The sequence below is a fragment of the Synechococcus sp. genome, assembly GCF_982614295.1.
The window spans coordinates 20,663-43,308 of the sequence record NZ_CEXBMR010000001.1; the positions used below are offsets into that span (position 1 = coordinate 20,663).

The following is a 22,646-nucleotide window of genomic DNA, read 5'->3' on the forward strand; positions in this document are numbered from 1 at the left end:
ACCTCATAACTCTACGGAGAGCCGCAGATAAGGCCAAAGCAAGGGCGCTTAAGACAGCACTGTGATGGGGATGCCATGAAATCCAGAGCTGCTACAGCCCTCGATACAGGATATTTTTGCGTCCAAAAAATCGTGTGTTCACAAAGGGGCGTGGGGCTTGAGGCTCTGCCCACTGCGACCGGGAAAGCGGCAATTTCCTGGTTGTCGCTGAAAACCCTGACACGTCTTTGGGAACGACTTAGTTCCAGACCGTTGTGGATTCAGGGCGACCATGCTGGGTCGATAAAAAACAACGGCAACGCAGTAGAAGCCGTAAAAGGTAGAAATAAATTCCTCACCAGCTCAAAAAGAAGCTCTTTTGACTTGAGCCCTGGATTGCAGCGTGTATGTGTATTCCTAGCAACAAAGACCCACAAGTCTTTCTGGTCTTAACTTAATTGTTGTGATTTAAAGCCAGGGAACACCTGTGAAATCTGGGGATCTTTTCTCGATAAACGCCTGCTGCCCCTCCTTTCCTTCCTCTGTTTTATAAAAAAGATGGGTTGCCTGTCCGGCTAATTCCTGCAGCCCAGCCATCCCATCTGTTTCAGCATTAAAGGCTGCTTTAAGACATCTGATTGCAGTGGGACTGTGCTGGAGAATTTCCAAGGCCCATTGCACCCCTTCATTTTGCAGATGAAACAGGGGGACCACCTCATTTACCAAACCCATTGCCAAGGCTTGATGGGCGTTGTAGCGGCGGCATAGAAACCAGATTTCCCTCGCTTTGCGTTGACCCACTAGACGGGCTAAATGGCTACAGCCAAAGCCGGCATCAAAACTGCCCACACGGGGTCCTGTTTGTCCAAATTGAGCATTTTCTGCAGCAAGGCTTAAATCGCAAAGCAAGTGCAGCACCTGGCCACCACCGATTGCATAGCCAGCCACTAATGCAATAACTACTTTGGGAATACTGCGAATTAGGCGCTGCAAATCCAGCACGTTTAAACGGGGCACCCCCTCTTCATCTAGGTAGCCGCCATCACCTCGCACCGATTGATCACCGCCTGCACAAAATGAGTAAACGCCGTCTGCAGACGGACCAACACCTGTAAAAAGAATTACTCCGATGCGGGGATTTGCACGCACCCGAGAGAAGGCGTCATAGAGCTCCACCACGGTGCGAGGCCGAAAAGCGTTGCGTTTTTCAGGGCGGTTGATCGCAATGCGGGCAATTCCTTCCTCGCTGAGATCGAGCAACACATCTTGATAGTTGCCTTGGGGCTTCCAATTAATTGGGCAACTGCCTGGCAACACCAAGCGTTTTTGTTCTGCTGGTTCTGCTGCTGCCATTAAGAATCTCCTAGACCTACCTCCCATCCTGACCGCCGCAGTTGCTTCCGCAGCTGTGCATCAGCGGCTCTTTCTGTGGCCATTCGCAACAGCAGCATCGGTTGGTTGGCTTGTTCCTCCGCCAACATCCAGACCAATGCGGCAGGAAGTTCTTCAAGGCTGTTGCAGTTGCGACCCGGCACCCCATGGGCAGCCGCAAGTGCAATCGGATCTATCGCCTGGGGCATTGCAAACAAGCGATCGAAATCAAGGTTCTCGCGGGGCATCAATAGTTGCTCAAAAATTCCGCCGCCGCGATTATCAATAAGGATCACTAGGAGCCTCCCGCTTAGCTGCTGCCGCCAAAGCCAACCGTTGCTGTCGTGCAGCAGAGCTAGATCTCCACAAACGAGCACCAATTGGCCCCATTGCTCTGCAATGCCGGCTGCAAGTGAAAGAGTGCCATCGATGCCGGAGGCGCCCCGAAAACTGACCACCGTGCGTTGTGATTCCAACCTTGCACCATAACTTTCCCAATCCCTCACAGCACTGCTGTTAGCGAGCATCACCGGCCATTCAGGTGGCAGCAATCGGTTGCACCAGCGAGCAAGTGCTGGTTCGGTGCAAGGTCCCTTGAGTTGCAAGCGTTGGTCTAGGTGGCGCTGCAGCCTTTCTTCGGCCTCCAGCCATTGCCTTTGCAGCAAAAGTGCCGCCTCAGAGGCGGAGCCGGCAGGCAGGGCCTCAACCCATCGAGCTAAACCACCCCAATCCTGAGGGGCATCACTGGCAAGGGGATCTTGGCGGCGGGGTTCCTGCTCCGTAATAACCAATTGAGGTATTTCTTTAAAGCCCTGGAGCCATTGCTGTAAACGCCTGCTGGCAGGAAGCGGCCCCAATCGCAAAAGCTGAGTTGGCAAAGGCACCTGCTCCGGTTTCTCCAACAGCAGGTCGTAGCCACTGATAAGTGGTAACGGCAGCCCCCTGAGGCCTGAGGCTGAATCTGCCAACACAGGCCAGGCGGTGCGATCCACCAATTTGCGTAAAGCACCAACAAAACCTGCGCCAGAACCGCGGCGCCAAGGGCCCACCACAATCAGGCCGGCCTGATTTGGGTCTAAACCCAGGGGGGAAGAGAGCCTTGGCAGCTCCACATCGAGATTTGCAACTCGATTAATCAGTTTTTTGGGAGCTGGAGAAGTTGCATTTGCATGGAGCGGTTCCTCAAAAGCAAGGTTGAGGTGTACCGGCCCTGCAGGCACTCCAAGGCACTGACGCCAGGCCAGATCAGCAAGATCTTGTAGCCGTTCGCCTGTCGCTAAATGCAAACCGTTAAGGGGGCCTTGCAACAGTGCTCTACAGGCCGGTTGCAGAAAAGCCTCCTGGTTGACACTTTGATTTGCGCCGCAATTTTTTAAACGTTCCGGCCTATCGGCGGTGAGAAAAAGCAGGGGCAAGGCACTGCGATCAGCCTCCACTGCTGCCGGCAATAATTCGGCAACAGCGGTGCCTGAAGTTGTAACCACGGCCACTGGCTGGCCATTAGCCCGGGCCAACCCCACGCCAAAAAATGCAGCTGAGCGCTCATCGATAGCGGTAAAAAGTTTCAAGCCTTGGCTTTCTCTTCTGCAGGCCGCTAAGGCAAGGGGCGCTGATCTGCTGCCAGGGCATAAAACCAAGCGGCGCAAACCAAGGTCCATAAAGGCCCCCAACAGGGCCTCGGCTGCGTTGAGATTGTCGGTGGCATCAGGGCCCACTGCATTGATGCGTTAAGAAGCAACGATTGTGCTGCCTACTCTGCCCGCCATGGCTGAATCAAAACCCCAAAAAAGTGCTTGGTCTCAACTATTTAGCTTTTTTTTAGTTGCCGCACTCGCCCTCTTACTGCGTTGGGCGGTATTGGAACCCCGCTGGATTCCTTCCGGTTCAATGCTGCCAAGCCTTGAATTACAAGATCGAATCTTGGTTGAAAAGCTGAGCCAGCGCTCTAAGCGATTGCCAACACGTGGAGAAATTGTGGTGTTCAGAGTGCCTGAACCACTTCTGAAATCTGGCTACGACCCCAAAGCTGCCTTAATAAAAAGGGTGGTGGGCATACCTGGCGACCAACTAGAGGTGGTTAATGGTCGATTGAAACGAAATGGCGAGTACGCGAACGAACCATGGCTGGCTGAACCGATGAACTACAACATGAACTCAATTGAAGTGCTGCCAGGGCAGTTGTGGGTATTGGGGGACAATCGCAATGCCAGCCTTGATTCGCACATTTGGGGTGGAATGCCACAGCAAAATTTGATTGGCACAGCCATTTGGCGCTATTGGCCCCTGGCTCGTTTTGGAGCAATCAAAGCAAAAGCGAGCTGAACGGGCCTATTTGTTGTAGATTGTTATGAGGGCTACAACCGGTGGTGGAGTGTTCAATCCTGAGTTTTTAACATCCGAATCAGATCCAAGTAGCGGGAACGGGTTGATTCGTTACCTTCAAGATCAAAGCCCTGATGTATTGCAACGAGTTGCCCGATCTGCAAGCCCAGACATACAAGAAATCATCCGTCACAACGTTCAAGGTTTACTTGGCATGCTGCCTGGTGAACAGTTTGAAGTAAAGATTCAAACCAACCGAGACAATTTGGCTGGATTGCTAGCTTCTGCCATGATGACCGGCTATTTCTTAAGGCAGATGGAGCAGCGCATGGAACTCGAGCGAACCGTGTTTGGTGCTGGAGGAGAAAACGACGAAGATAATATTGATTTCTAATTTGGCAGCCTGATTTCATAGCCAGTATCAACTAATTAAATATTTTTGGGCTTATTTTAGTGGCACAATTTTTAATTTTTCTAACCGCTTATTGAAGCTATGCATTAAACTACGGTTTGCTTTTTCTGAATCAGTACTTCCGGTAATCCAATTATTATATAACAATTTGAAAGTTTCATTATCAACAGGAACAGGCGCATTGAAATGAGCCGGTATAACCCATTGCACCGGCAATAAACTGCAACTCAATAACCAATCAGCCATAAGTTTTCTATGGCGCGGAAACACAAGTTCTTCAAGGATTGGTGCCACCTGCAAAGCACCCGCCTTGCTAAGAATTTCAAAATCCTCTTCCCAGGATTCCTGCCAACGAAATGGAAACATACGCAATACCTGGCTAACAGCTGCGGGCCTTAAATAACAGGCAAACAGCACAAGACGGCGCCAACCCTTCAAGCGCAGCTGAGGGGAATCCAGCATCGCTTCCGCCCCTGATTCACGGCCATGAAAAAGCAAAGGCTTTGGATCTTGATCAAGTAATGATGGCCATTGATCAGACACTGAAATCAAACCATCGGTAACAAGCAAAGCCCCCGTGGTTTTATGTAAACAACAAGCTTCATGAAAAGGCCCTGGACCTAACGGCACGGGCCCCAGGGAAAGCCAAGTCAGCTGATCTTGATGGGGTGTTCCATCTTTAAAAAGCACCCTTGTGCGACTTTCCGGAAATCCCAACCAAGGCAGCGGTAGTGATAGGGGAAAGCTCCATTGGCCGGGGGTAACCCAAAGCTGCGCCTCTGGGAAAGCCCTAGCCATTGCTGGAACGCCCACCTTGTGCTCAAGGCCAGAGCTGCTCGGATGCACGATCGTGCGAACCAACCCATGCTCCTGCTCCAACTGCTTAATCAACGCAATACAGGCGGCTGTGGCAGCCACTGGCGCATAAAGCAGAAGCCCTTCCTGCAACTTTAAAACCAACATCCGAATCGGAACAGCCACATAAAAAACCCCTTGCAGCTGTTCAAGGGCCCAAAGCTGGCCTGGGAGCAATTCGCGCCTGATGGTGTGGCGATTGCCGTAGGGATAAAGGGGCAGTAGGGGCCACCAGGGCCAATGGTGGGCTTTTTCGTTAGCCATACCAGCACAATTCCATTAGCAACAATAGGAATTGCCAGACAAAGACCAGCAGATCGGTAGGATCCCGGCGCCCGCAGCTCCCTTGGATGGCAAACATCAACCACCCCCCCAGCCGCACGATGCTGAACCTTCTGCATGTGCTGCCGGCATTTGCAGATATTGATGCTCTACGTTTAAATGTGATCGTGGAGCTCAACTCCATGACCATAAATAAATACGAATTGATCAATGAAACCGGTCATCTAAAATTAGATCGAGTGGGATATTCATCCCTCTCCTATCCATTTGCCTATGGCTGTATTCCCCGTACCTGGGATGAAGACGGCGATCCTTTGGATGTGGAAATTGTTGGAGTAACCGAACCATTGGTGCCCGGCTCATTGGTGGAAGCTCGAATCATTGGAATAATGACATTTGATGACGGTGGTGAAGTAGACGACAAAGTTATTTGTGTATTAGCAGACGATAAACGCATGGATCACATTACCAGCTATGAACAGTTGGGAGCCCATTGGTTAAAAGAAACTACCTACTACTGGGAACACTACAAAGATCTTAAAAAGCCTGGCACATGCAAAGTAAATGATTTCTTAAATTGTGACAATGCAATACGCATCATCAAAGAATGCGAACTGCGCTATTTAGATACTATTGAAGCACAGTTAGTAAATTAGGCTACTACTAATTTACTAACTAATTTTGGGGGTGGAAATCAGGAATCTCGCCATTGCTTCTCCCACCCTCATGCCATCAATAGCGGCTGAGAGTATCCCACCGGCATAGCCAGCCCCTTCTCCAGCAGGGAATAGGCCGGGGGTATTAACACTTTGAAAATCACTCCCTCGGCTAATTCTTACGGGTGAACTTGTGCGGGTTTCAACGCCGGTGAGTAAAGCATCTGGCGAGTCAAATCCCGGAATTTGTTTAGCAAATGCCGGCAAAGCCTCTTTTACGGCATAAATCAATTCTTCTGGCAGAGCTGTTGTGAGATCAGCGGGGGTTACACCAGGGGCATAGGACGCTTTCAGAGGGCCTAAATCAATACTGGCGCAACCAACTAAGAAATCATCAAGCCTTTGGGCCGGAGCATTGTAATTCTCCCCCCCCAATTTATAAGCGTGGGCTTCCAATCGACGTTGGTATGCAACACCAGCCAAAGGGCCAGTGGGATAATCAATTTCAGGGCTAATGCCCACAACGATGCCGCTGTTGGCGTTGCGTTCATTGCGGCTGTATTGACTCATACCATTAGTAACTACATGGCCTTCTTCTGAAGTAGCTCCAACCACCAAACCACCAGGGCACATACAAAAGCTATAAACACTGCGGCCATTACTGGCGTGATGTACCAGTTTGTAATCAGCAGCACCGAGCCTTGGATGACCCGCAAAATCACCCCATCTCGCTCGATCAATTAGTTCCTGTGGATGTTCAATGCGAAAACCAACGGAAAACGGTTTTGCTTCTAGATAAATTCCTTGATTATGGAGCTGGCTAAATGTGTCCCGGGCGCTGTGGCCAATTGCTAAAACCGCTGCAGAGGTGGGAATAATGCTGTTGTCAGCCATAACTAATCCCCTTAATTGACGGCTTCTTGCGTCTAAATCGAAGCCCACCACATGCTCTGCGAAACGCACTTCACCGCCGAGCGCTTCAATCCGGGCCCGCAATTGACGCACTACTCCCACCAGTTTGAAGGTGCCAATATGGGGTTTATGCAATACCAAGATTTCAGGGTTTGCGCCGCAAGCAACTAATTCTTCTAACACCCAGCGGCCATGGCGTTTACTTTCTTTTACCCCTGAATAAAGCTTGCCATCGGAAAACGTACCAGCACCTCCTTCTCCAAATTGTGCGTTTGAGTGGGGTTTAAAAGAGCTGTTACCTTTCCAAAATCCAAAAGTATCGGCGGTGCGTTGATTTACCGCGCAACCACGCTCCAAAAGCAAAGGTTTAAAGCCCTGCTGGGCAAGAAATAAAGCCGCGAAATAACCGCAGGGGCCTGCACCAATTACCACAGGTCGTGTGCTGTTTTCAGAGTTGAATTCCGATGACGCTGGCACAGATGGCCGTATGGCTGGTTTTGGGATGGCGCTTAATTGCTGATCTCGCTTTAAACGCTCCAGTAGTTTTATTTGTTCTGGCACCTCCACATCAACGCTGTAAACCAGTTCGATTGCACTTTTATCCCGTGCATCAATACTGCGACGATGCAATTTTACCGGCCCTATTGATTCAAGCGGCAGCTTCAAACGCCTTGCAACCGCCTCTACTAAATCCGCTTGGCAATGATTTAGAGGTAGTGCTAGTTGGTGAATACGAATCAATGAGCTTCTCGACTAATGAGTTGGGCAGGCAACGGTATTGGTGATTGTTTGTTGTTTTAACCATTGGCTTGCCTGCTGGCCAAAGCCGTTCCAATTAAGCCGTTCGTGTGCAGCTGCATTAGCAACTAACAATGGCAATTCAGCTTTTAAACTTGGAAGATCTGATTCCGATACACCAACTGCAAGCGCTAGGTAATCAGCCATCGAACGGGCTACCACCCTGGTGAAATAAGCAGCTGTCAGAGCTTGCAAAGCACCCCCCAGCAACCAACTAGCACCGTTCAATTTTAATAATCCCGCTAACGCCTGGCTGCCCCATTCCAAAGCCCCAAGGCCCAGAGCTGTGCGAGCTAGCTCCGTAGCTGCAGCCTGAAGTTGATCTGGGCTCCATTTGCAGCGCCAAAGAGCAGCCATCTCCTTGAGCAACAATCCGTTCACCACAGCCAACAACAGCAGATCTGCCGATGGCAAGGGGGATGCAAACACCGCTGCCGCCACAAGCCATTGGCTGCGCTGCACCAATGGTTGTAATTGTTTGCGCCTTTCAGATTCAAGAAGTAATTGCCATGAACCGATCAACTCCTTGAGACAACGGCATTGGGTAAGAGCTCTCTGTTGAGCAAGTGGCTCATATTCAAGTTTTAATGGTTCCTCGCGACTTAACAATTGCCAACCCTGGCCAAGTTGGCAACGCCATTGCCTTAAACAATCCGATTCAGATGGAGCCAAAGGAGGGGCCAATACTAGAACCGGCATAGCCTTTGGCAGCGCTTCTAACCAGCGCAAATCAGCGAGAGTTGGAGCCCCGGCGAGGGCATAAACCAGGTGATCTGCCTGCAGAATTAAGCTGGGCCATTGCCAATCCTCTGGAGCTGCCTGCAGAGGTTGGGCTAGATGCAATTGCAAAGGGGCAGGCCCTGAAAAAGCAGCTAGCAAAATATTTGTTAGCTCCTCTTTTGGCTCGGCACCTGCAAGAACCACATGCCGTTCTTGGCGATTTCCAAGCTCTTTAATTTGCTTGAGCTCAAATTGATGGGAAACCATTGGTAATCCCAATAAATCAAATTGTTCGAGCAATTCTTGGCAGTGATTAAGCAAACCCTCGAAATTGGCTGGCAGCCTTCCAGCCAATTTGGGTTTGCGGCGTTGCAGCAGCCAAGCAGCAGCTCCAGCGATTGCGGCCAAGCTCAAGGGAGTCCCTAGCCCATGCAGCACATCACTGATGAACAATCCCCCTGCAAGGCTGAATCCGCCGCCAACAAGCACAGAGGCGACGAGGCGATTACGCCAAGAATTTAAAAGAGCCGAGCTGGCCATTGATTGCCACTGGTTCATATAGTTCTAAGCCACAGCAGCCAAAATGAAATCGCTTCTAATCAAATTTATCTAGCTACTCGCGCAAGTGAAAAATCCTGGTTTCGTTGAGCTTCCTGAATTGCAGCAGCAGCTCTCCAGCTGCTGGAGGCAACTCAGCCAAGCCAAGAGCTGGAACGCAAATCTGCCTGTGCCACTGCTGAATCGTTGCTGGCTAAAGCTAGAAGTGTTGGAAGTTGCAAATTTATTAAAACGATTGCCGGTGGATGCAAGTGCCCATGCGCCAGAGCTGGTTCGATTTCAGCAAGTGTTGCGCCAAGGGCTCAATTCTGAACAGGCAGAACGGCTTTGTTGGGAGGAATACACAGCTGAGGCATGTCACCTAGCCCTGCGCCGCTACTGGGAGGCTCAGCAAAACCCTCAATATTTATGGAATCTCAGCAATTATTTGGATCTGCTTGGGCGCTACCGCAAAAATCTTGAGCAAGGCAATTGCAGTCTGCCCTTATTAATTTTGCCCCGTAGCAACGACCAAATGAAACTCGTATGCCACTGGATAGAAGGTTGAGGTAGGGCCGGCGATAAGTCAAAATAAATTATTGAGATCGGTGAAGGCGAAATGCCCGAGCAGGACAGGGGCCAAAGAGACGGTGAACGGACAGATGGCAACCGCCGCGAGGCGGCTGGAGGCTTTCGCATTCGTCTAAGCGACAATGAATTACGGGCAGCCCGCACAATTCAAGACACCTTCCAGTTGAGATCAACAGTTGCGGTGCTGGGCTTTGCCTTGCGCACTGTGGCCCAACTTTTAGAACAAGGCTCCCTTGCTGAACTGGTAGCCCAGCAACAACAGGAAAATGCTCGGCCAGCCAGAGAAGTAGTTAATCGAGGCGATCGCGCTGGAAGATCTGAACGAACTGACCGCGCTGAAAGAGTTGAAAGAGCGCCAAAGCCGGATCCCTTCGCTCGTCCCAGCAAACCAGCCAATGAAGTTGTTGAAGCAGTTGAGGGAGAAAATGTAGTTACTGAAGCGGAACAAATCTCAGATTCTGATGAAAATAGTTCTACCGAAAACGCAGAACCTTTAGAAACAATTGCAGATTTAGAAATCCCCGCAGAGGCCTGATGACTAAACCCAGGGTTCTCTCTGGTGTTCAACCTACTGGCTCTTTGCACCTAGGAAACTGGCTGGGTGCAATAAAAAATTGGGTTGAATTACAAGATAGCCATGATACTTTTTTCTGCGTTGTAGACCTGCACGCAATTACTGTTCCTCATGATCCGCACGAATTAACTAAAAATACAATCAGCACTGCAGCACTTTATTATGCTTGTGGTATTAATTCCAGCAAGTCTACAGTATTTGTACAAAGCCATGTTTCCTCCCATTCGGAATTGTGCTGGCTACTAGATTGCCTTACACCATTAAATTGGCTCGAAAGGATGATTCAATTTAAAGAAAAAGCAGTAAAACAAGGCGACAATGTTTCAGTTGGGCTGTTAAATTATCCTGTTTTAATGGCCGCTGATATTCTTCTCTACGACGCCGACTTAGTACCTGTGGGAGAAGATCAGAAACAACATTTAGAATTAGCCAGAAACATAGCTCAGCAAAGGATAAATAGTCGCTTTGGCAGTGAAGAAAAGCCCATTCTCAAGGTGCCAGAGCCATTGATTATTAAAGAAGGTGCTCGGGTAATGAGCCTCACTGATGGAACGGCAAAAATGAGTAAAAGCGATCCCAATGAGGGCTCCCGTATAAACCTATTAGATCCACCTGAACTTATAGTTAAAAAAATAAAGCGGGCTAAAACAGATCCTATGATTGGCCTAGAGTTTGATAATCCTGAGCGACCTGAAGCTTCAAATTTACTCAATATTTATGCAATTGTTAGCGGACTTGAGCGGCAGCTGGTAGTAAACGAATGCGCATCGATGGGTTGGGGTAAATTCAAACCCCTCCTAGCAGATGCCTTAGTAGAAACTCTGCGACCAGTGCAAACTAATTATGCAGAAATTATTTCAAATAAATCTGAATTAATTGATGTTCTAAAGCAAGGTAGAGAAAAAGCTGAAGAGGTGGCATCAAAAACAATTAAGCGAGTTCGGGATGCAATGGGTTTTCTTGAAGCATGATTAAACTTATTAACGCGAGCGCGCATCTATTGAATATCTGTCATTCACATTGCATTGTTTAGCGGCAACCTGCCAAGCACGATCAAATAGATGCCAACGAAAACTACGGGGGTCGCTGCGGCTGTGGCTGCGATCAACGGAAGCATGGTTGGTAACTCTTCGCATTGGAATGCCCCATCGCAATTGCCAAAGCAACACCTGCTGGGCTAATTGTGAATATTGTTGATTACTGTAACCACTATGACCATCGCTGTTGCCAGCACCGTCTGCAGGGCTTACCAAACTTATATGTAATGCCACGTTATTAATCGAGCCAGCAGCAGCTGGAATTTTAGAACCACGGTGACGAATCGTACTATCACCCCAAGCACTCCAACCAGCGCCATAAGCTCGAAATTCATCAGCAACTATCCGATACAAGCCACCATCTCTTGCAAGAACTAAATGATAACTTACCTGTTGACTATCGTTAGGATGTGGGGTTGAAAAAAGCTTTAATGTTGGATCTAATGGCAGAACTGTTTCATGCAAAACTATTAAAGAAGGTAGGCTTGGAATCCTGCCACCAGCTAAATCTTTAGGCCTGCGGAAGCCATAGTTTGTTTTATCAGCGGGCTGCGAAATTTCTTCTAGGCCTAGAATTTGCTTACATTTTTTTGCTAATTCAGGTGAGGCGGGTAACAATTGCTGCAAATCTGCAGCCTGTGCAAATATCGGTTTAGTGGATTTCCCAAAAGAAAACCAGCCTGTTGCAGCGGTTCTAATTAAAATTAAATTAATTATAACACCTCCAATTACGATACCTCCAATTAGAATTCCAGAGCCAAACCAAAGATATTTTTCAGTTATCTTCATGGTTCCCGATACACCACACGGCCCTGCTGATTATTTGTTATGTCGAGTAGATCCGCATGTAAAAGTCGTTCGATTTCTGCCCGTACATCAGCTATATCAAATACACCGCTGGGCTCTAATGCCAACACAGCATCGTTGAGGCTGAAGCCGCCCGATCCACTGCGGCGTGCAAGCAAAAGCAGTTGCCGATCTAGCGGATCTTGCAGCTGCTTTGCAGCAATCGCTTCTTCCAGTAGTAGTGGGTAATTAGAAGATTCCACAAAGCTTGGAATCAAAAACAAATCAATCAATTGGCCAAGGCCGCAAATCCCAAATGTAAGTAGATACGCAATGCCGCTCACTGGACGCCGGTTGTAGAAGCGCTGCATACCGCATATTCCCACGAGGGAAAGACACCAAAATGCATAAGAAATATCGACCCTTCGCAGCTGCTGCGTAAGGGCATGCTGGGAAATCGACTTATAAGAAGGCCTGCTCACGGTTTTGCCTTAAAGATCTTGAGCTGGTTCCATTAGAACCGATCCTGTTGACAGGCTATGGATTTGAATGCGTAGGATCAAAGTTGCCGGAGCTTAATTGGTGCAGGAATTAACCACGGAGATTCAAGTTCCCCTCAACCTGCCAAAAACTAGTGAAGATCCAGAGTTGCTGAGGATCCGTCATTCCATGAGCCATGTGATGGCGATGGCTGTTCAGCATCTGTTTCCAGCCGCAAAAGTAACGATTGGACCGTGGACTGAAACTGGATTTTATTACGATTTTGATAACCCAGCTCCGTTCACTGAGGCCGATTTAAAGGCGATCAAAAAAGAGATGGCAAAAATAATTGGCAGACGTTTACCGCTCCAACGCATCGAGGTAACAAGGGCTGAAGCACAGGCGAAAATCATTGCTAACAATGAACCATACAAATTAGAAATTCTTGCCGGGCTGCAGGAACCCATCACCATCTACACCCTTGGCGAAACATGGTGGGATCTTTGCGCCGGTCCCCATGTAGAAAATACGGGCCAATTAAACGCAAAAGCTTTTGAACTGGAAAGTGTTGCTGGTTCCTACTGGCGTGGCGATGAGAAAAGGGCTCAGTTGCAGCGTATCTACGGCACAGCCTGGGCATCTGCAGAACAATTAGCTGAATACCAAAGACGTAAACAGGAAGCTCTACGCCGCGACCATCGACGCATTGGCAAAGATTTAGAACTTTTTTCTATTGAAGATGAAGCAGGTGCTGGCCTTGTTTTTTGGCATCCCCGAGGGGCGAGGATGCGATTACTTATTGAAGATTATTGGCGAGCCGCACACTTTGATGCTGGCTATGAATTGCTCTACACCCCCCATGTTGCTGATATAAACCTCTGGAAAACATCCGGCCATCTTGATTTCTACGCTGAAAGCATGTTTGGCCCCATGCAAGTAGATGAACGTGAATATCAATTAAAGCCAATGAATTGCCCTTTTCATGTTCTTACATATGCAAACAAATTAAGAAGCTACAGAGAATTGCCTATCCGCTGGGCCGAGCTTGGCACGGTATATCGCTATGAACGCCCCGGGGTAATGCATGGGCTTATGAGAGTGCGTGGCTTCACTCAAGATGATGCTCATATTTTTTGCTTACCGGAGCAGATTGGAGACGAAATTTTGAAAATACTAGATCTTACGGAGCTGATTCTATCTACGTTTGATTTCACTAAATATGAAATCAACCTGTCCACAAGGCCGCTGAAATCAATAGGTGAGGATGCTGCTTGGGAACTTGCTACGAACGGCCTTATCGAAGCTCTTAATCGCAAGGGCTGGAGCTATAAAATAGACGAGGGGGGCGGTGCATTTTATGGCCCTAAAATTGATCTAAAAATAGAAGATGCTATCGGTAGAATGTGGCAGTGTTCCACGATTCAACTTGATTTTAATTTGCCAGAGAGATTTAACTTAGAATATGTAGCAGCAGATGGCAGCCGCAAACAGCCAATCATGATCCATAGAGCAATATTTGGATCCTTAGAAAGATTTTTTGGCATTATGACGGAGAACTATGCGGGTGACTTTCCTTTTTGGCTTGCCCCTGAGCAGCTTCGCTTGTTACCTGTTACTGATGAGGTAATGGTTTATGCAGAATCGCTTCAGTCGGAATTGCATAGTAACGGAATTCGCTGCACTATTGATCGCAGTGGTGAAAGACTAGCCAAACTGATACGCAATGGTGAGCAACAAAAGATTCCTATACTTGCAGTAATAGGCAGTAAAGAAGCAGAGCAAAATAGCCTTAGTTTGCGAAGCCGTAGGCAGGGGGACATGGGCAGTATTCCAAAACAAGATCTCTTAAAAGCAGCGATAGAAGCAAATCAATTGCGGCGGCCTGATCTAACTCCTTAAGCTTTTCCTAGGTTGGCAAATGGCCTAATTATTGCCAGCCTGCAGATGCTTTCCCCCCAGATTTAATGACCCTTTTACTGGCCGGAGATCTTGGCGGTACAAAAACCCTTCTTGCCATTTACGAAGCGAGTGGAAGTTCACTCACATGTGTTGCGCGGGAGCGCTTTATTTCAGCTGAATGGCCCAATTTAGGGCCGATGTTGAAAAAATTTCTTAGTGATCAACTTCAAAGCGGAATGAGTGTGGAGGCAGGTTGTATTGCAGTTGCCGGACCTGTTCGCAACGGTAAAGCGGTGATAACAAATCTCGACTGGATTATCGATGAAAAAGAATTGGTTAGCAGTTGCGGCCAAAAGCTTGAATTAGTAAATGACTTTGCTGTTTTGGTTTATGGGTTACCCCATCTCAGTAGTGAACAAGAAGTTTTAATCCAGGCTGGTACACCAGACCCCGCGGGACCAATCGCAATAATCGGAGCGGGTACGGGCCTTGGCATGGCACGAGGTATCAAATTTCAAGGAAGATTGTTATCTCTCCCCAGCGAGGGGGGCCACAGGGAATTTGCGCCTCGCAACGCGGATGAATTGCTCTTGGTGGGTTGGTTACGCAAAGAATTAAAGCTCGAACGCCTTTCTGTCGAACGCATTGTGAGCGGCACAGGCCTTGGGCTTATCTATTTATGGCTTGAGCATTGCGGGGGAGCAGAGGAACAATATTTCTTATCAGAAGCCGCCAAAGCCTGGAAGGAGCTTTCCCCAAGCGACCCTGGAAGGCCTGATCTGCCTGCATTAGTGGCAACACATGCCGCCAATGGGGCACCACTAGCAAGCAAAGCTCAAGAAATATGGCTTGGTGCCTATGGCTCTGCCGCTGGCGATCTGGCAGTACACGAAATGGCTAGCGGTGGCTTGTGGGTGGGGGGTGGTACAGCGAATAAACAACTGCAGGGGCTGCAATCTGAAGCGTTCCTTGGCTCGATGGCCAAGAAGGGCAGGTTCAGTGAATTTGTTGGCAATCTGCCTGTAAAGGCACTAGTTGATAGCGACGCTGGTTTATTTAGTGCTGCATGCCGGGCTCGAGTGCTGGCAGAGTGCCGTTAGCAGAGGAATCGCCATGGAGGCGGGCGGCCATAAGGCAGCGCCAACCCAACCCAAAGTTGGGGAAGCAGTGATGGTTAATGTTCCAGCTACCACGGCCAATCTTGGCCCTGGTTTCGACTGCCTTGGTGCAGCCGTGGAACTGGGCAACCGATTTCAGCTCACTGTGCTGGATGGGGGCGGCACCCATTTTGAACTAATTATTGAAAGTAGCGATGGGTCCCACCTCAGGGGGGGGCCAGACAATCTTGTATACCGCTCTGCCCAGCGGGTATGGCGAGAGGTAGGCATGGAACCTATGGCTCTTGAAGCAAGAGTTCACTTAGCAGTCCCCCCGGCCAGGGGGCTAGGCAGCAGTGCCACCGCAATTGTGGCGGGCTTGATGGGGGCAAATGCGCTGATGGGTGAACCCCTAGGCAAGGAAAAACTGCTTGAACTAGCAATTGATATTGAAGGCCATCCAGACAACGTGGTGCCTTCGTTACTGGGGGGCTTGTGTCTAACAGCAAGAGCCGCCTCCCATCGTTGGCGAGTAGTGAGATGCGAATGGCATCCAACAGTTCAGGCGGTTATCGCAATTCCAACAATTCGCCTATCAACAGCTGATGCCCGTAGGGCGATGCCTAAACAAATCGGTATCGCTGATGCGGTATCAAATTTAGGTTCCCTAACTTTGTTGCTTCAGGGGTTACGCAGCGGCAATGGAGATCTAATTGCAGATGGGATGCATGATCGCCTGCATGAACCGTATCGCTGGCCATTAATTCAAGGAGGTACTGAAGTGAGGCGGGCGGCAATGCAAGCGGGAGCCTGGGGCTGCGTAATCAGCGGGGCAGGGCCAAGCTTGTTAGCGCTGTGCCCCGTTGATAAAGCACAACTTGTAGCGGCGGCTATGGCAATGAGTTGGGAGGGAAAAGGAGTTGGCGTGAGGAGTGAAATCTTGCAGCTGCAAAAAGGAGGCAGCAATTGGAGCAAAGCAGCACCAAGTAGCTAGGTAAAACTACTCAGGTGGTGGCAGTAAACTGATAGGTTGGCTGCTGCCCGGAGCTGGTGGCAAAAATTGGAATTGAGCCTCATTGTATTGCTGCCTCTTGTAGGGGTGCTTTTTTTGGCTGTATTGCCAGCTGGCTGGCAGAAAAGCTGTCGTTGGGTAGCACTCGGCACCCTGCTTATTGATCTCGGATTGATGATCTGGACGTTTTGGCGTCACTTCGATCCAAGCCTGGGCAGCCTGCAGCTGGTTGAACGCATCAACTGGCTACCAGCAATGGGGTTGCAATGGTCCTTGGCCGCCGATGGAATTTCAGCCCCACTCGTGCTGCTTAGCGGCCTCGTAACAATGCTTACCGTGGCTGCGAGTTGGAAGATTGAATTAAAGCCAAGGCTTTATTTCGCGCTTTTATTAGCTCAGGCTTCAGCTCAGGGGGTTGTATTCCTTTCGCAAGATCTTCTTCTATTTTTTCTAGCTTGGGAGCTTGAACTGGTTCCTGTATATTTACTGATTGCAATTTGGGGCGGACAAAAACGCCAATATGCTGCAACAAAATTCATTTTATACACCGCAACTGCCTCCCTATTAATTCTGATAAGCGGCCTTGCACTCGCCTTTCACGGTGAAGGCTTTACGTTAAACCTTCAGGAATTATCTGAACGCAGCTATAGCGGAACATTTGGTTTATTATGTTATTTAGGTTTCTTGATAGGTTTTGGCGTAAAATTGCCTATGTTTCCACTTCATACCTGGCTACCCGATGCCCATGGCGAGGCAAGTGCACCTGTTTCGATGCTACTAGCGGGCGTATTATTAAAAATGGGTGGTTATGCACTTTTGAGATTTAATGTGCAAATGCTTCCAGAAGCACACTTAAAACTTGCTCCTGCATTAATGGTGCTTGGGATCGTAAATATTGTTTATGGCGCCTTAAATGCATTTGGTCAAGATAACGTAAAAAGACGTATTGCCTGCAGCTCAGTAAGTCACATGGGTTTCGTGCTGCTAGGACTGGCGGCCGTTAATGATCTAGGCCTTAATGGTGCAATGCTTCAGATGATTAGCCATGGTTTAATAGCTGCTGGCTTATTCTTTGTGACTGGCGTATTTTACGAGCGAACCAAAACGTTATCCATTCCGAACATGGGAGGATTAGCAAAGGTTTTACCAGTTACATTTGCAATGTTCGTTATAACTTGTCTTGCCTCATTGGCACTTCCTGGAATGAGTGGTTTCGTAAGTGAAATCACCGTATTTCTTGGAATTACCAGCAATGAAAGTTTTACGATTGGCTTTAGAGTTATAACCATAATATTAGCTGCCGTAGGTTTAATTTTAACACCTATGTACTTACTTAGTATGTGCAGGAGAGTATTCTTTGGCCCGCGGATACCAGCCCTTGCAACATTAGGAGATATGAATCCCAGGGAATTAACAATCGCACTTGTGCTTGTGGTGCCAACTTTAATGATTGGATTTTGGCCCCGTCTTGCCAGTGGCATCTATGACGCAACCACCGATACAGTTGCTGCTCAGATCCACAGCACCTTAATAGCTGTATTAGAAATGCTTCCTGCAATTGGTTAATCGATGCCTGAAGCCTTATCCCCCTACAAAGAACTACTCAATGGTGTTGGTATACCTCAATTCAATGCCATCGATGGCGAGGCAGTTAATCAGGCGATACCCGATCTGCTGAATCAGCTTGAAAAAGAGCTGGCGATAATTGAATGTAGCCTTCGCAGCCAAGCAAAACTTGGCATTCCGCCCCAATGGGATGAAGTGCTGCAACCATTGCAACAGATAGGTGAACGGCTCAGGTGGAGCTGGGGCGTTGTTAATCATTTGCTAGGAGTTTGCAATAACCCTGAGCTAAGAGAGGCGCACCAAAAGCAACAAGCGGCGGTTGTTAAATTTACTAGCAGAATCTCTCAATCCAAAGCGATTTACGAAGCTTTAGAGGCCCTTGAATCTCAAGCTGCTGGCTTGGGTAAATGCCAAAACCGCATCCTGCAAGCTGAGCTTCTCGCCATGCGCTTAAGAGGTGTTGGTTTATCTGTTGAAGATCAATCAATTTTCAACCAACTCAATGAAGAGTTGAGCGCCCTTGCCACCAGCTTTAGCAACAACGTGCTTGATGCCACCGCAGATTGGAATCTTTTGATCACAGAAGAGGTTCAAATGGCGGGATGTCCGCAGAGTTTGCGCGAGCTTCTGGCCCATGCCGCACAGCAGAAAGATCATCCAAAAGCATGTGCTGAAACTGGGCCTTGGTTGCTGGGCCTGGATCAACCTCGCTACGGCCCCTTCATGCAATTCAGTGAATCGAGACAGCTGAGGGAACAATTATATAAAGCCTTCATCACAAGAGCGTCTATTGAACCAAACAATAATCAGATATTAGTAACTAAAATTCTGCAATTACGTCAAAAGAAAGCAGCTCTGCTCGGTTACAAAAATTGGGCGGAAATTAGCCTTGCCAGCAAAATGGCACCCTCTGTACTTGCAGTGGAAACTCTTTTAGAAGATTTGCGCTCCCCTAGTTTTACATCTTGTATCAAGGAATTGGATGATCTGCGCGATATGGCACCGGAAGCAACCGATTTGCAACCCTGGGATGTGAGTTTTTGGGCCGAAAAATTACGTTTGCAGAGATTCAATCTAGACAGTGAATCATTAAGACCCTGGTTTCCATTGCCTCAGGTGTTAGATGGTTTATTTTCTCTCTGCGAACGACTCTTTTCGATACGTATCGAAGCAGCCGATGGCGGTGCTCCAATTTGGCACTCTGACGTGCGTTACTTCAAGATTTACGAAAAAATATCAAACGAACTTTTAGCATCTTTTTATCTCGACCCCTACAGCAGACCTGGATCAAAGCGCGGGGGAGCTTGGATGGATGAGTGCTTAGGTCGCCATCGCATGAATAACGGGCAGCTAGTGCTGCCCGTGGCATACCTAATTTGCAACCAAAGTCCGCCGCTAGGTGATACACCAAGCCTGATGACTTTTAGTGAAGTGGAAACACTATTTCACGAATTTGGCCATGGTTTGCAACACATGCTAACAAGAATTGAACAACCTGAGGCCGCTGGAATTAATGGAGTTGAGTGGGATGCTGTTGAATTGCCAAGCCAATTCATGGAAAATTGGTGTTACGACAAAAAAACTCTTACTTCCATAGCTCGGCATTGGAAAAGCGGCGAGCCCTTACCTGAAGAGGAGCATACAAAGCTTTTATTGGCCCGAAATTTTATGGCTGGGGCAAATACCCTTAGGCAAGTGCATCTTGCCCTTACAGATCTTCAACTTCATGCCAATTGGCATCTTGAATCTGGAATAAGCCCAGAACAAATGAGACGGGAAATTGCCAAAACAACCAGCGTTCTTCCGCTACTGGAGGAAGATTCTTTGCTTTGCAGTTTTAGTCATATATTTGCGGGCGGATATTCAGCCGGTTATTACAGCTATAAATGGGCTGAAGTATTAAGCGCAGATGCATTTGCGGCCTTTGAAGAAGCTGGTTTGGATGATGAATTGGCTGTGCAAGAAATGGGGCAACGTTTTAGGGCAACAGTATTAAGCCTTGGAGGCAGTGAATCCCCCCAGCAAATATTTGAAGCATTTCGCGGGCGGGCCCCCTCAGCTCAAGCGCTGTTGCGTCATTCTGGGCTTTTGAATTGATTGCGGGATCGCTTTACAGAAACCACACCACTAAATGCAGGAATTGGTGCATCACATTTTTTTAATTCAAGTTCCATTGGAAATATGCCAAATTTTGCTTCTAAAACCTCAAAAATTTGTTCTGAAAAATATTCAATAGTACTACAGTTGATCAATTCACTCAAATTACGGATTGTAATAATAACATCAGCATAATTAATTGTATGTTCAATTTGATCTGTTGATGCAGCACTACTAAGATCATAGTAAAGCCATATATCCAATTCAAACCATTGACCAAATTCTCGCTCCCAATTCAAAACACCCACATGAGCCCAAAGCTTTAATTGTCTAATTATAATTGCAGATTGCATAGCATTAAAGTGGCAGATCTTTGTGGCTAAAGCTTGCTGCGCCACTGGAATAAGTTTTTACCACCTGGCCAGTGCCCCTTAACCGGTATCGATAGGTAACCAAACCTTCTAAGCCCACAGGCCCGCGGGGAGGCATTGTTTGGGTACTTATTCCCACCTCAGCGCCAAAGCCATAGCGGAAGCCATCGGCAAAACGGGTGGAGCAATTGTGATACACCCCAGCACTATCAACCTTGGCGAGAAATTGTTCAGCAGCATCTAAATCACTGCTACAAATGGCATCTGTGTGGCGAGAGCCATAACGCTGTATGTGGTCAATTGCCGATTCAAGATCAATTACCACCTTGATTGCAAGGATTAGATCTAAATATTCAGTACACCAATCCTCCTCCTTAGCAGCTATTAAAACTCCATGTAATTGCGCTTCTGAATCCCCTCGCAACTCCACACCAGCAGCTGTTAGTGCCGGTACAGCTGCGGCAAGAAATGCTGCTGCCACATCCTTATGAATCAGCAATGTTTCAAGGGCATTGCAGGCTGCTGGATATTGAATCTTGCTATCTAAGGTGATCGCAACGGCTTCATCAAGATCAATATTTTTATCGATGTATAAATGACAAATCCCATCTGCATGACCCAGCACCGGTATGCGTGTGTTGTCTTGAATGAAACGCACTAATTCATTGGATCCACGCGGAATAATTAGATCAACTAAGCCATCTAATTTTAATAATGAAAGGCTTTCTTCCCTACTAGTGAGAAGTGTCAGCACATCGGGATGAACCATGGAATTTCCCAAACCCGCTTGAAGCGCCTGCATGATTGCAATGCAACTGCCGCTAGCTTCTCTACCGCCTTTAAGGATTGCCCCATTTCCTGAACGAATCGCTAGAGCCGCAATTTGTATTACAGCATCAGGTCTGGCTTCAAAAATTACCCCCACAACCCCTAAAGGGACGCTTACTCGCTCCAAAATCAGGCCAGAATCAAGTTCACGATGCATTTGGCGGCAGCCGAGAGGGTCTGCCAGTTGCGCCAGTTGCCTCACCCCAGCAATTGCCCCGTCAAGCTTCGCTGCATCAAGCTTTAACCTTGCTTCAAGGGCTGATGCCAACTGATTTTTTACTGCTAATTCCAGATCTGCTTGATTTGCAGCAAGGATTAATTCGCGCTGCTTGTTTAATGAATCAGCCATGGCGAGCAAGGCTTGCCTTCTTTCAGCATTGCTGCATTGAGCAAGATTTAAGGCATGGCGCCTCAGGCCTGTTGCCCTAGCAGTTAGTTCGGGGCTTGGATTTGGCACAGGGTTTTTTACCGCAGCAGACATAACTTTTTAGAAGGAGCTCGTTTATGCAAATATCATCCCTGTAAAGAGCCACCAAGTTTCTCAAGTGCAAGCCGCGCCGCCCCAAGACGGCCCGCCCCGTTGCCAAGCGCTGCGGCCATTATTTCAAGATCCTGCCGGCTTGGAGCTAGCACGCGCCTTTCAACCTCCGCCCGCAAAGCTGGTGCGAAATAGGGAAAGGCAGCACTGATGCCACCGCCCAAAAGAAAGCGCTGCGGGGTAAAGCAATAGATCAATGAACTAACGCCACAACCCAACAAAAGCCCATAGCTTTCCCAAGCGGCTAACGCAACTTGATCTCCTGCTGCAGCCCTTTGCGATAGCTCCAACGGACTGCAGCCTGCAGCAGTGGTAAGAGCGGAAATACTGCAAAAGCTCTCTAAAGAACCGTTATTACCGCTGTTACAGGCCGGTCCATAGGGATCAATTCCAATTAAACCAGGCTCAACCGCCGCTCCATTGCAACCCAAAAATAATTCCCCAGCAATGATCACTCCACCCCCAACACCTGTGCCCAAGGTGAGCAACACAAGGTCTTGAAGGCCTTCACCTGCCCCCTTCCAATGCTCACCATAAACAGCGCAATTTCCGTCGTTACCAAGCACTACTGGTCTTTTTAATTTTTGCTCGAGCCAATCTGCTAGAGGTACATTTTCCCATCCAGGCAAATTGATACATAGCCGCGCTATTCGGCCAGAGCGATCAATAGGTCCAGGGATACCCACCCCTATAGCGCTCGCCTTATTTTCAGGATCTATCCGCTCAACTATTTTGATCAGACTTTCACATACGCTTTGAGGAGAAGCTGGCGTTGGGGTTGGTTGATTTAGCTCAGCTAATAGTTCGCCTGCGTAGTTAAACCTCCCTGCTTTCAAACCGGTTCCCCCCACATCGATGCCGATTAGCTCACCAGGCTGATCCAAAATCCACAAAAAGCATCGTTTCTGCAACTTATAGTATGCAAC

General features: G+C 48.3%; 22 protein-coding genes. 11 read left to right on the plus strand and 11 right to left on the minus strand.

Translation table 11 applies throughout. The features are described from left to right. Window positions 1-11 precede the first annotated feature (11 nt). From AC2JC8_RS00095 to menD, 3 genes are all read right to left on the minus strand, one after another. On the minus strand, window positions 12-260 hold the full coding sequence (locus AC2JC8_RS00095; protein ID WP_484419772.1) for a L,D-transpeptidase: 249 nt from the start codon (window positions 258-260) through the stop codon (window positions 12-14). A 187-nt stretch (window positions 261-447) separates the two neighbouring features. Further along, entirely contained in the window at window positions 448-1,332 is an 885-nt protein-coding gene (menB, locus tag AC2JC8_RS00100) for a 1,4-dihydroxy-2-naphthoyl-CoA synthase (RefSeq protein ID WP_484400276.1), read from the minus strand. Then, on the minus strand, window positions 1,332-3,065 hold the full coding sequence (gene menD / locus AC2JC8_RS00105) for a 2-succinyl-5-enolpyruvyl-6-hydroxy-3-cyclohexene-1-carboxylic-acid synthase (RefSeq protein ID WP_484400275.1): 1,734 nt from the start codon (window positions 3,063-3,065) through the stop codon (window positions 1,332-1,334). The genes menB and menD overlap by 1 nt, the downstream gene beginning before the upstream one ends. A gap of 49 nt (window positions 3,066-3,114) precedes the next feature. On the opposite strand from menD, the gene lepB reads away from it, so the two are divergent. Together lepB and AC2JC8_RS00115 are read left to right on the plus strand one after the other, a co-directional pair. Beyond that, entirely contained in the window at window positions 3,115-3,672 is a 558-nt protein-coding gene (lepB, locus tag AC2JC8_RS00110; RefSeq protein ID WP_484400274.1) for a signal peptidase I, read from the plus strand. Window positions 3,673-3,721: 49 nt separating this feature from the next. Then, on the plus strand, window positions 3,722-4,066 hold the full coding sequence (locus tag AC2JC8_RS00115) for a DUF760 domain-containing protein (protein ID WP_484400300.1): 345 nt from the start codon (window positions 3,722-3,724) through the stop codon (window positions 4,064-4,066). Between the two features lie 51 nt (window positions 4,067-4,117). On the opposite strand, the gene AC2JC8_RS00120 is transcribed toward AC2JC8_RS00115, so the two are convergent. After that, on the minus strand, window positions 4,118-5,203 hold the full coding sequence (locus AC2JC8_RS00120; protein WP_484594009.1) for a DUF4336 domain-containing protein: 1,086 nt from the start codon (window positions 5,201-5,203) through the stop codon (window positions 4,118-4,120). A gap of 86 nt (window positions 5,204-5,289) precedes the next feature. Between AC2JC8_RS00120 and AC2JC8_RS00125 the strand changes: the two genes are divergently transcribed. Continuing rightward, entirely contained in the window at window positions 5,290-5,877 is a 588-nt protein-coding gene (locus AC2JC8_RS00125; protein WP_461555350.1) for an inorganic diphosphatase, read from the plus strand. Between the two features lie 15 nt (window positions 5,878-5,892). Here the strand turns inward: AC2JC8_RS00125 and AC2JC8_RS00130 are convergent, their stop codons facing one another. Further along, on the minus strand, window positions 5,893-7,530 hold the full coding sequence (locus AC2JC8_RS00130) for an NAD(P)/FAD-dependent oxidoreductase (protein WP_484400271.1): 1,638 nt from the start codon (window positions 7,528-7,530) through the stop codon (window positions 5,893-5,895). Between the two features lie 12 nt (window positions 7,531-7,542). Next, on the minus strand, window positions 7,543-8,847 hold the full coding sequence (locus tag AC2JC8_RS00135; protein ID WP_484594010.1) for a YcjF family protein: 1,305 nt from the start codon (window positions 8,845-8,847) through the stop codon (window positions 7,543-7,545). An 85-nt stretch (window positions 8,848-8,932) separates the two neighbouring features. Here AC2JC8_RS00135 and AC2JC8_RS00140 point away from each other — a divergent pair, with 85 nt between their 5' ends. The 3 genes from AC2JC8_RS00140 to trpS are packed head-to-tail and all read left to right on the plus strand — an operon-like array spanning window position 8,933 to window position 10,980. Next, complete coding sequence (locus tag AC2JC8_RS00140) at window positions 8,933-9,412, plus strand: hypothetical protein (RefSeq protein WP_484419752.1); 480 nt, start codon at window positions 8,933-8,935, stop codon at window positions 9,410-9,412. A gap of 51 nt (window positions 9,413-9,463) precedes the next feature. Beyond that, the gene (locus AC2JC8_RS00145; protein ID WP_484400268.1) at window positions 9,464-9,970 is read left to right on the plus strand and encodes a hypothetical protein; all 507 of its coding nucleotides are present in this window, start codon (window positions 9,464-9,466) and stop codon (window positions 9,968-9,970) included. Continuing rightward, entirely contained in the window at window positions 9,970-10,980 is a 1,011-nt protein-coding gene (gene trpS, locus AC2JC8_RS00150) for a tryptophan--tRNA ligase (RefSeq protein WP_484594011.1), read from the plus strand. The genes AC2JC8_RS00145 and trpS overlap by 1 nt, the downstream gene beginning before the upstream one ends. A 9-nt stretch (window positions 10,981-10,989) precedes the next feature. Here the strand turns inward: trpS and AC2JC8_RS00155 are convergent, their stop codons facing one another. Together AC2JC8_RS00155 and AC2JC8_RS00160 are read right to left on the minus strand one after the other, a co-directional pair. Beyond that, on the minus strand, window positions 10,990-11,835 hold the full coding sequence (locus AC2JC8_RS00155; protein WP_484400265.1) for an N-acetylmuramoyl-L-alanine amidase: 846 nt from the start codon (window positions 11,833-11,835) through the stop codon (window positions 10,990-10,992). Beyond that, on the minus strand, window positions 11,832-12,314 hold the full coding sequence (locus AC2JC8_RS00160; RefSeq protein WP_484400264.1) for a TM2 domain-containing protein: 483 nt from the start codon (window positions 12,312-12,314) through the stop codon (window positions 11,832-11,834). The genes AC2JC8_RS00155 and AC2JC8_RS00160 overlap by 4 nt, the downstream gene beginning before the upstream one ends. A 97-nt stretch (window positions 12,315-12,411) precedes the next feature. Between AC2JC8_RS00160 and thrS the strand changes: the two genes are divergently transcribed. From thrS to AC2JC8_RS00185, 5 genes are all read left to right on the plus strand, one after another. Then, window positions 12,412-14,211: a threonine--tRNA ligase gene (gene thrS, locus AC2JC8_RS00165; RefSeq protein WP_484400263.1), complete on the plus strand. Its 1,800-nt coding sequence runs from the start codon at window positions 12,412-12,414 to the stop codon at window positions 14,209-14,211. Between the two features lie 65 nt (window positions 14,212-14,276). Next, window positions 14,277-15,311, plus strand: coding sequence for a glucokinase (gene glk, locus AC2JC8_RS00170; protein WP_484594012.1), 1,035 nt, complete (start codon window positions 14,277-14,279; stop codon window positions 15,309-15,311). 13 nt (window positions 15,312-15,324) lie between these two features. Next, on the plus strand, window positions 15,325-16,302 hold the full coding sequence (thrB, locus tag AC2JC8_RS00175) for a homoserine kinase (RefSeq protein WP_484400260.1): 978 nt from the start codon (window positions 15,325-15,327) through the stop codon (window positions 16,300-16,302). Between the two features lie 66 nt (window positions 16,303-16,368). Beyond that, the gene (locus tag AC2JC8_RS00180) at window positions 16,369-17,886 is read left to right on the plus strand and encodes an NAD(P)H-quinone oxidoreductase subunit 4 (protein WP_484400259.1); all 1,518 of its coding nucleotides are present in this window, start codon (window positions 16,369-16,371) and stop codon (window positions 17,884-17,886) included. A 3-nt stretch (window positions 17,887-17,889) separates the two neighbouring features. Then, on the plus strand, window positions 17,890-19,983 hold the full coding sequence (locus AC2JC8_RS00185) for a M3 family metallopeptidase (RefSeq protein WP_484400258.1): 2,094 nt from the start codon (window positions 17,890-17,892) through the stop codon (window positions 19,981-19,983). Here AC2JC8_RS00185 and folB read toward each other — a convergent pair. Genes folB through AC2JC8_RS00200 form a run of 3 tightly spaced genes read right to left on the minus strand, consistent with a single transcriptional unit; the run spans window position 19,962 to window position 22,604 of the window. Continuing rightward, window positions 19,962-20,381 (minus strand): dihydroneopterin aldolase, encoded by a 420-nt coding sequence (gene folB / locus AC2JC8_RS00190; protein ID WP_484419754.1) that lies wholly within the window; start codon window positions 20,379-20,381, stop codon window positions 19,962-19,964. The two genes, AC2JC8_RS00185 and folB, sit on opposite strands and share 22 nt — an antisense overlap. Continuing rightward, the gene (locus AC2JC8_RS00195) at window positions 20,341-21,663 is read right to left on the minus strand and encodes a glutamate-5-semialdehyde dehydrogenase (protein WP_484400256.1); all 1,323 of its coding nucleotides are present in this window, start codon (window positions 21,661-21,663) and stop codon (window positions 20,341-20,343) included. Before AC2JC8_RS00195 ends, folB begins: the two co-directional genes overlap by 41 nt. 32 nt (window positions 21,664-21,695) lie before the next feature. Further along, on the minus strand, window positions 21,696-22,604 hold the full coding sequence (locus AC2JC8_RS00200; RefSeq protein WP_484400254.1) for an ROK family protein: 909 nt from the start codon (window positions 22,602-22,604) through the stop codon (window positions 21,696-21,698). Window positions 22,605-22,646: the final 42 nt, after the last annotated feature.

What these genes read in the sequence shown, in the direction of transcription:
- menB (WP_484400276.1), bottom strand. Translation starts at nt 1,332, where the DNA reads ATGGCAGCAGCAGAACCAGCAGAACAAAAACGCTTGGTGTTGCCAGGC.
- lepB (WP_484400274.1), top strand. Translation starts at nt 3,115, where the DNA reads ATGGCTGAATCAAAACCCCAAAAAAGTGCTTGGTCTCAACTATTTAGC.
- AC2JC8_RS00120 (WP_484594009.1), bottom strand. Translation starts at nt 5,203, where the DNA reads ATGGCTAACGAAAAAGCCCACCATTGGCCCTGGTGGCCCCTACTGCCC.
- AC2JC8_RS00125 (WP_461555350.1), top strand. Translation starts at nt 5,290, where the DNA reads ATGGCAAACATCAACCACCCCCCCAGCCGCACGATGCTGAACCTTCTG.
- AC2JC8_RS00135 (WP_484594010.1), bottom strand. Translation starts at nt 8,847, where the DNA reads ATGGCCAGCTCGGCTCTTTTAAATTCTTGGCGTAATCGCCTCGTCGCC.
- AC2JC8_RS00145 (WP_484400268.1), top strand. Translation starts at nt 9,464, where the DNA reads ATGCCCGAGCAGGACAGGGGCCAAAGAGACGGTGAACGGACAGATGGC.
- trpS (WP_484594011.1), top strand. Translation starts at nt 9,970, where the DNA reads ATGACTAAACCCAGGGTTCTCTCTGGTGTTCAACCTACTGGCTCTTTG.
- AC2JC8_RS00155 (WP_484400265.1), bottom strand. Translation starts at nt 11,835, where the DNA reads ATGAAGATAACTGAAAAATATCTTTGGTTTGGCTCTGGAATTCTAATT.
- glk (WP_484594012.1), top strand. Translation starts at nt 14,277, where the DNA reads ATGACCCTTTTACTGGCCGGAGATCTTGGCGGTACAAAAACCCTTCTT.
- thrB (WP_484400260.1), top strand. Translation starts at nt 15,325, where the DNA reads ATGGAGGCGGGCGGCCATAAGGCAGCGCCAACCCAACCCAAAGTTGGG.
- AC2JC8_RS00185 (WP_484400258.1), top strand. Translation starts at nt 17,890, where the DNA reads ATGCCTGAAGCCTTATCCCCCTACAAAGAACTACTCAATGGTGTTGGT.
- AC2JC8_RS00195 (WP_484400256.1), bottom strand. Translation starts at nt 21,663, where the DNA reads ATGTCTGCTGCGGTAAAAAACCCTGTGCCAAATCCAAGCCCCGAACTA.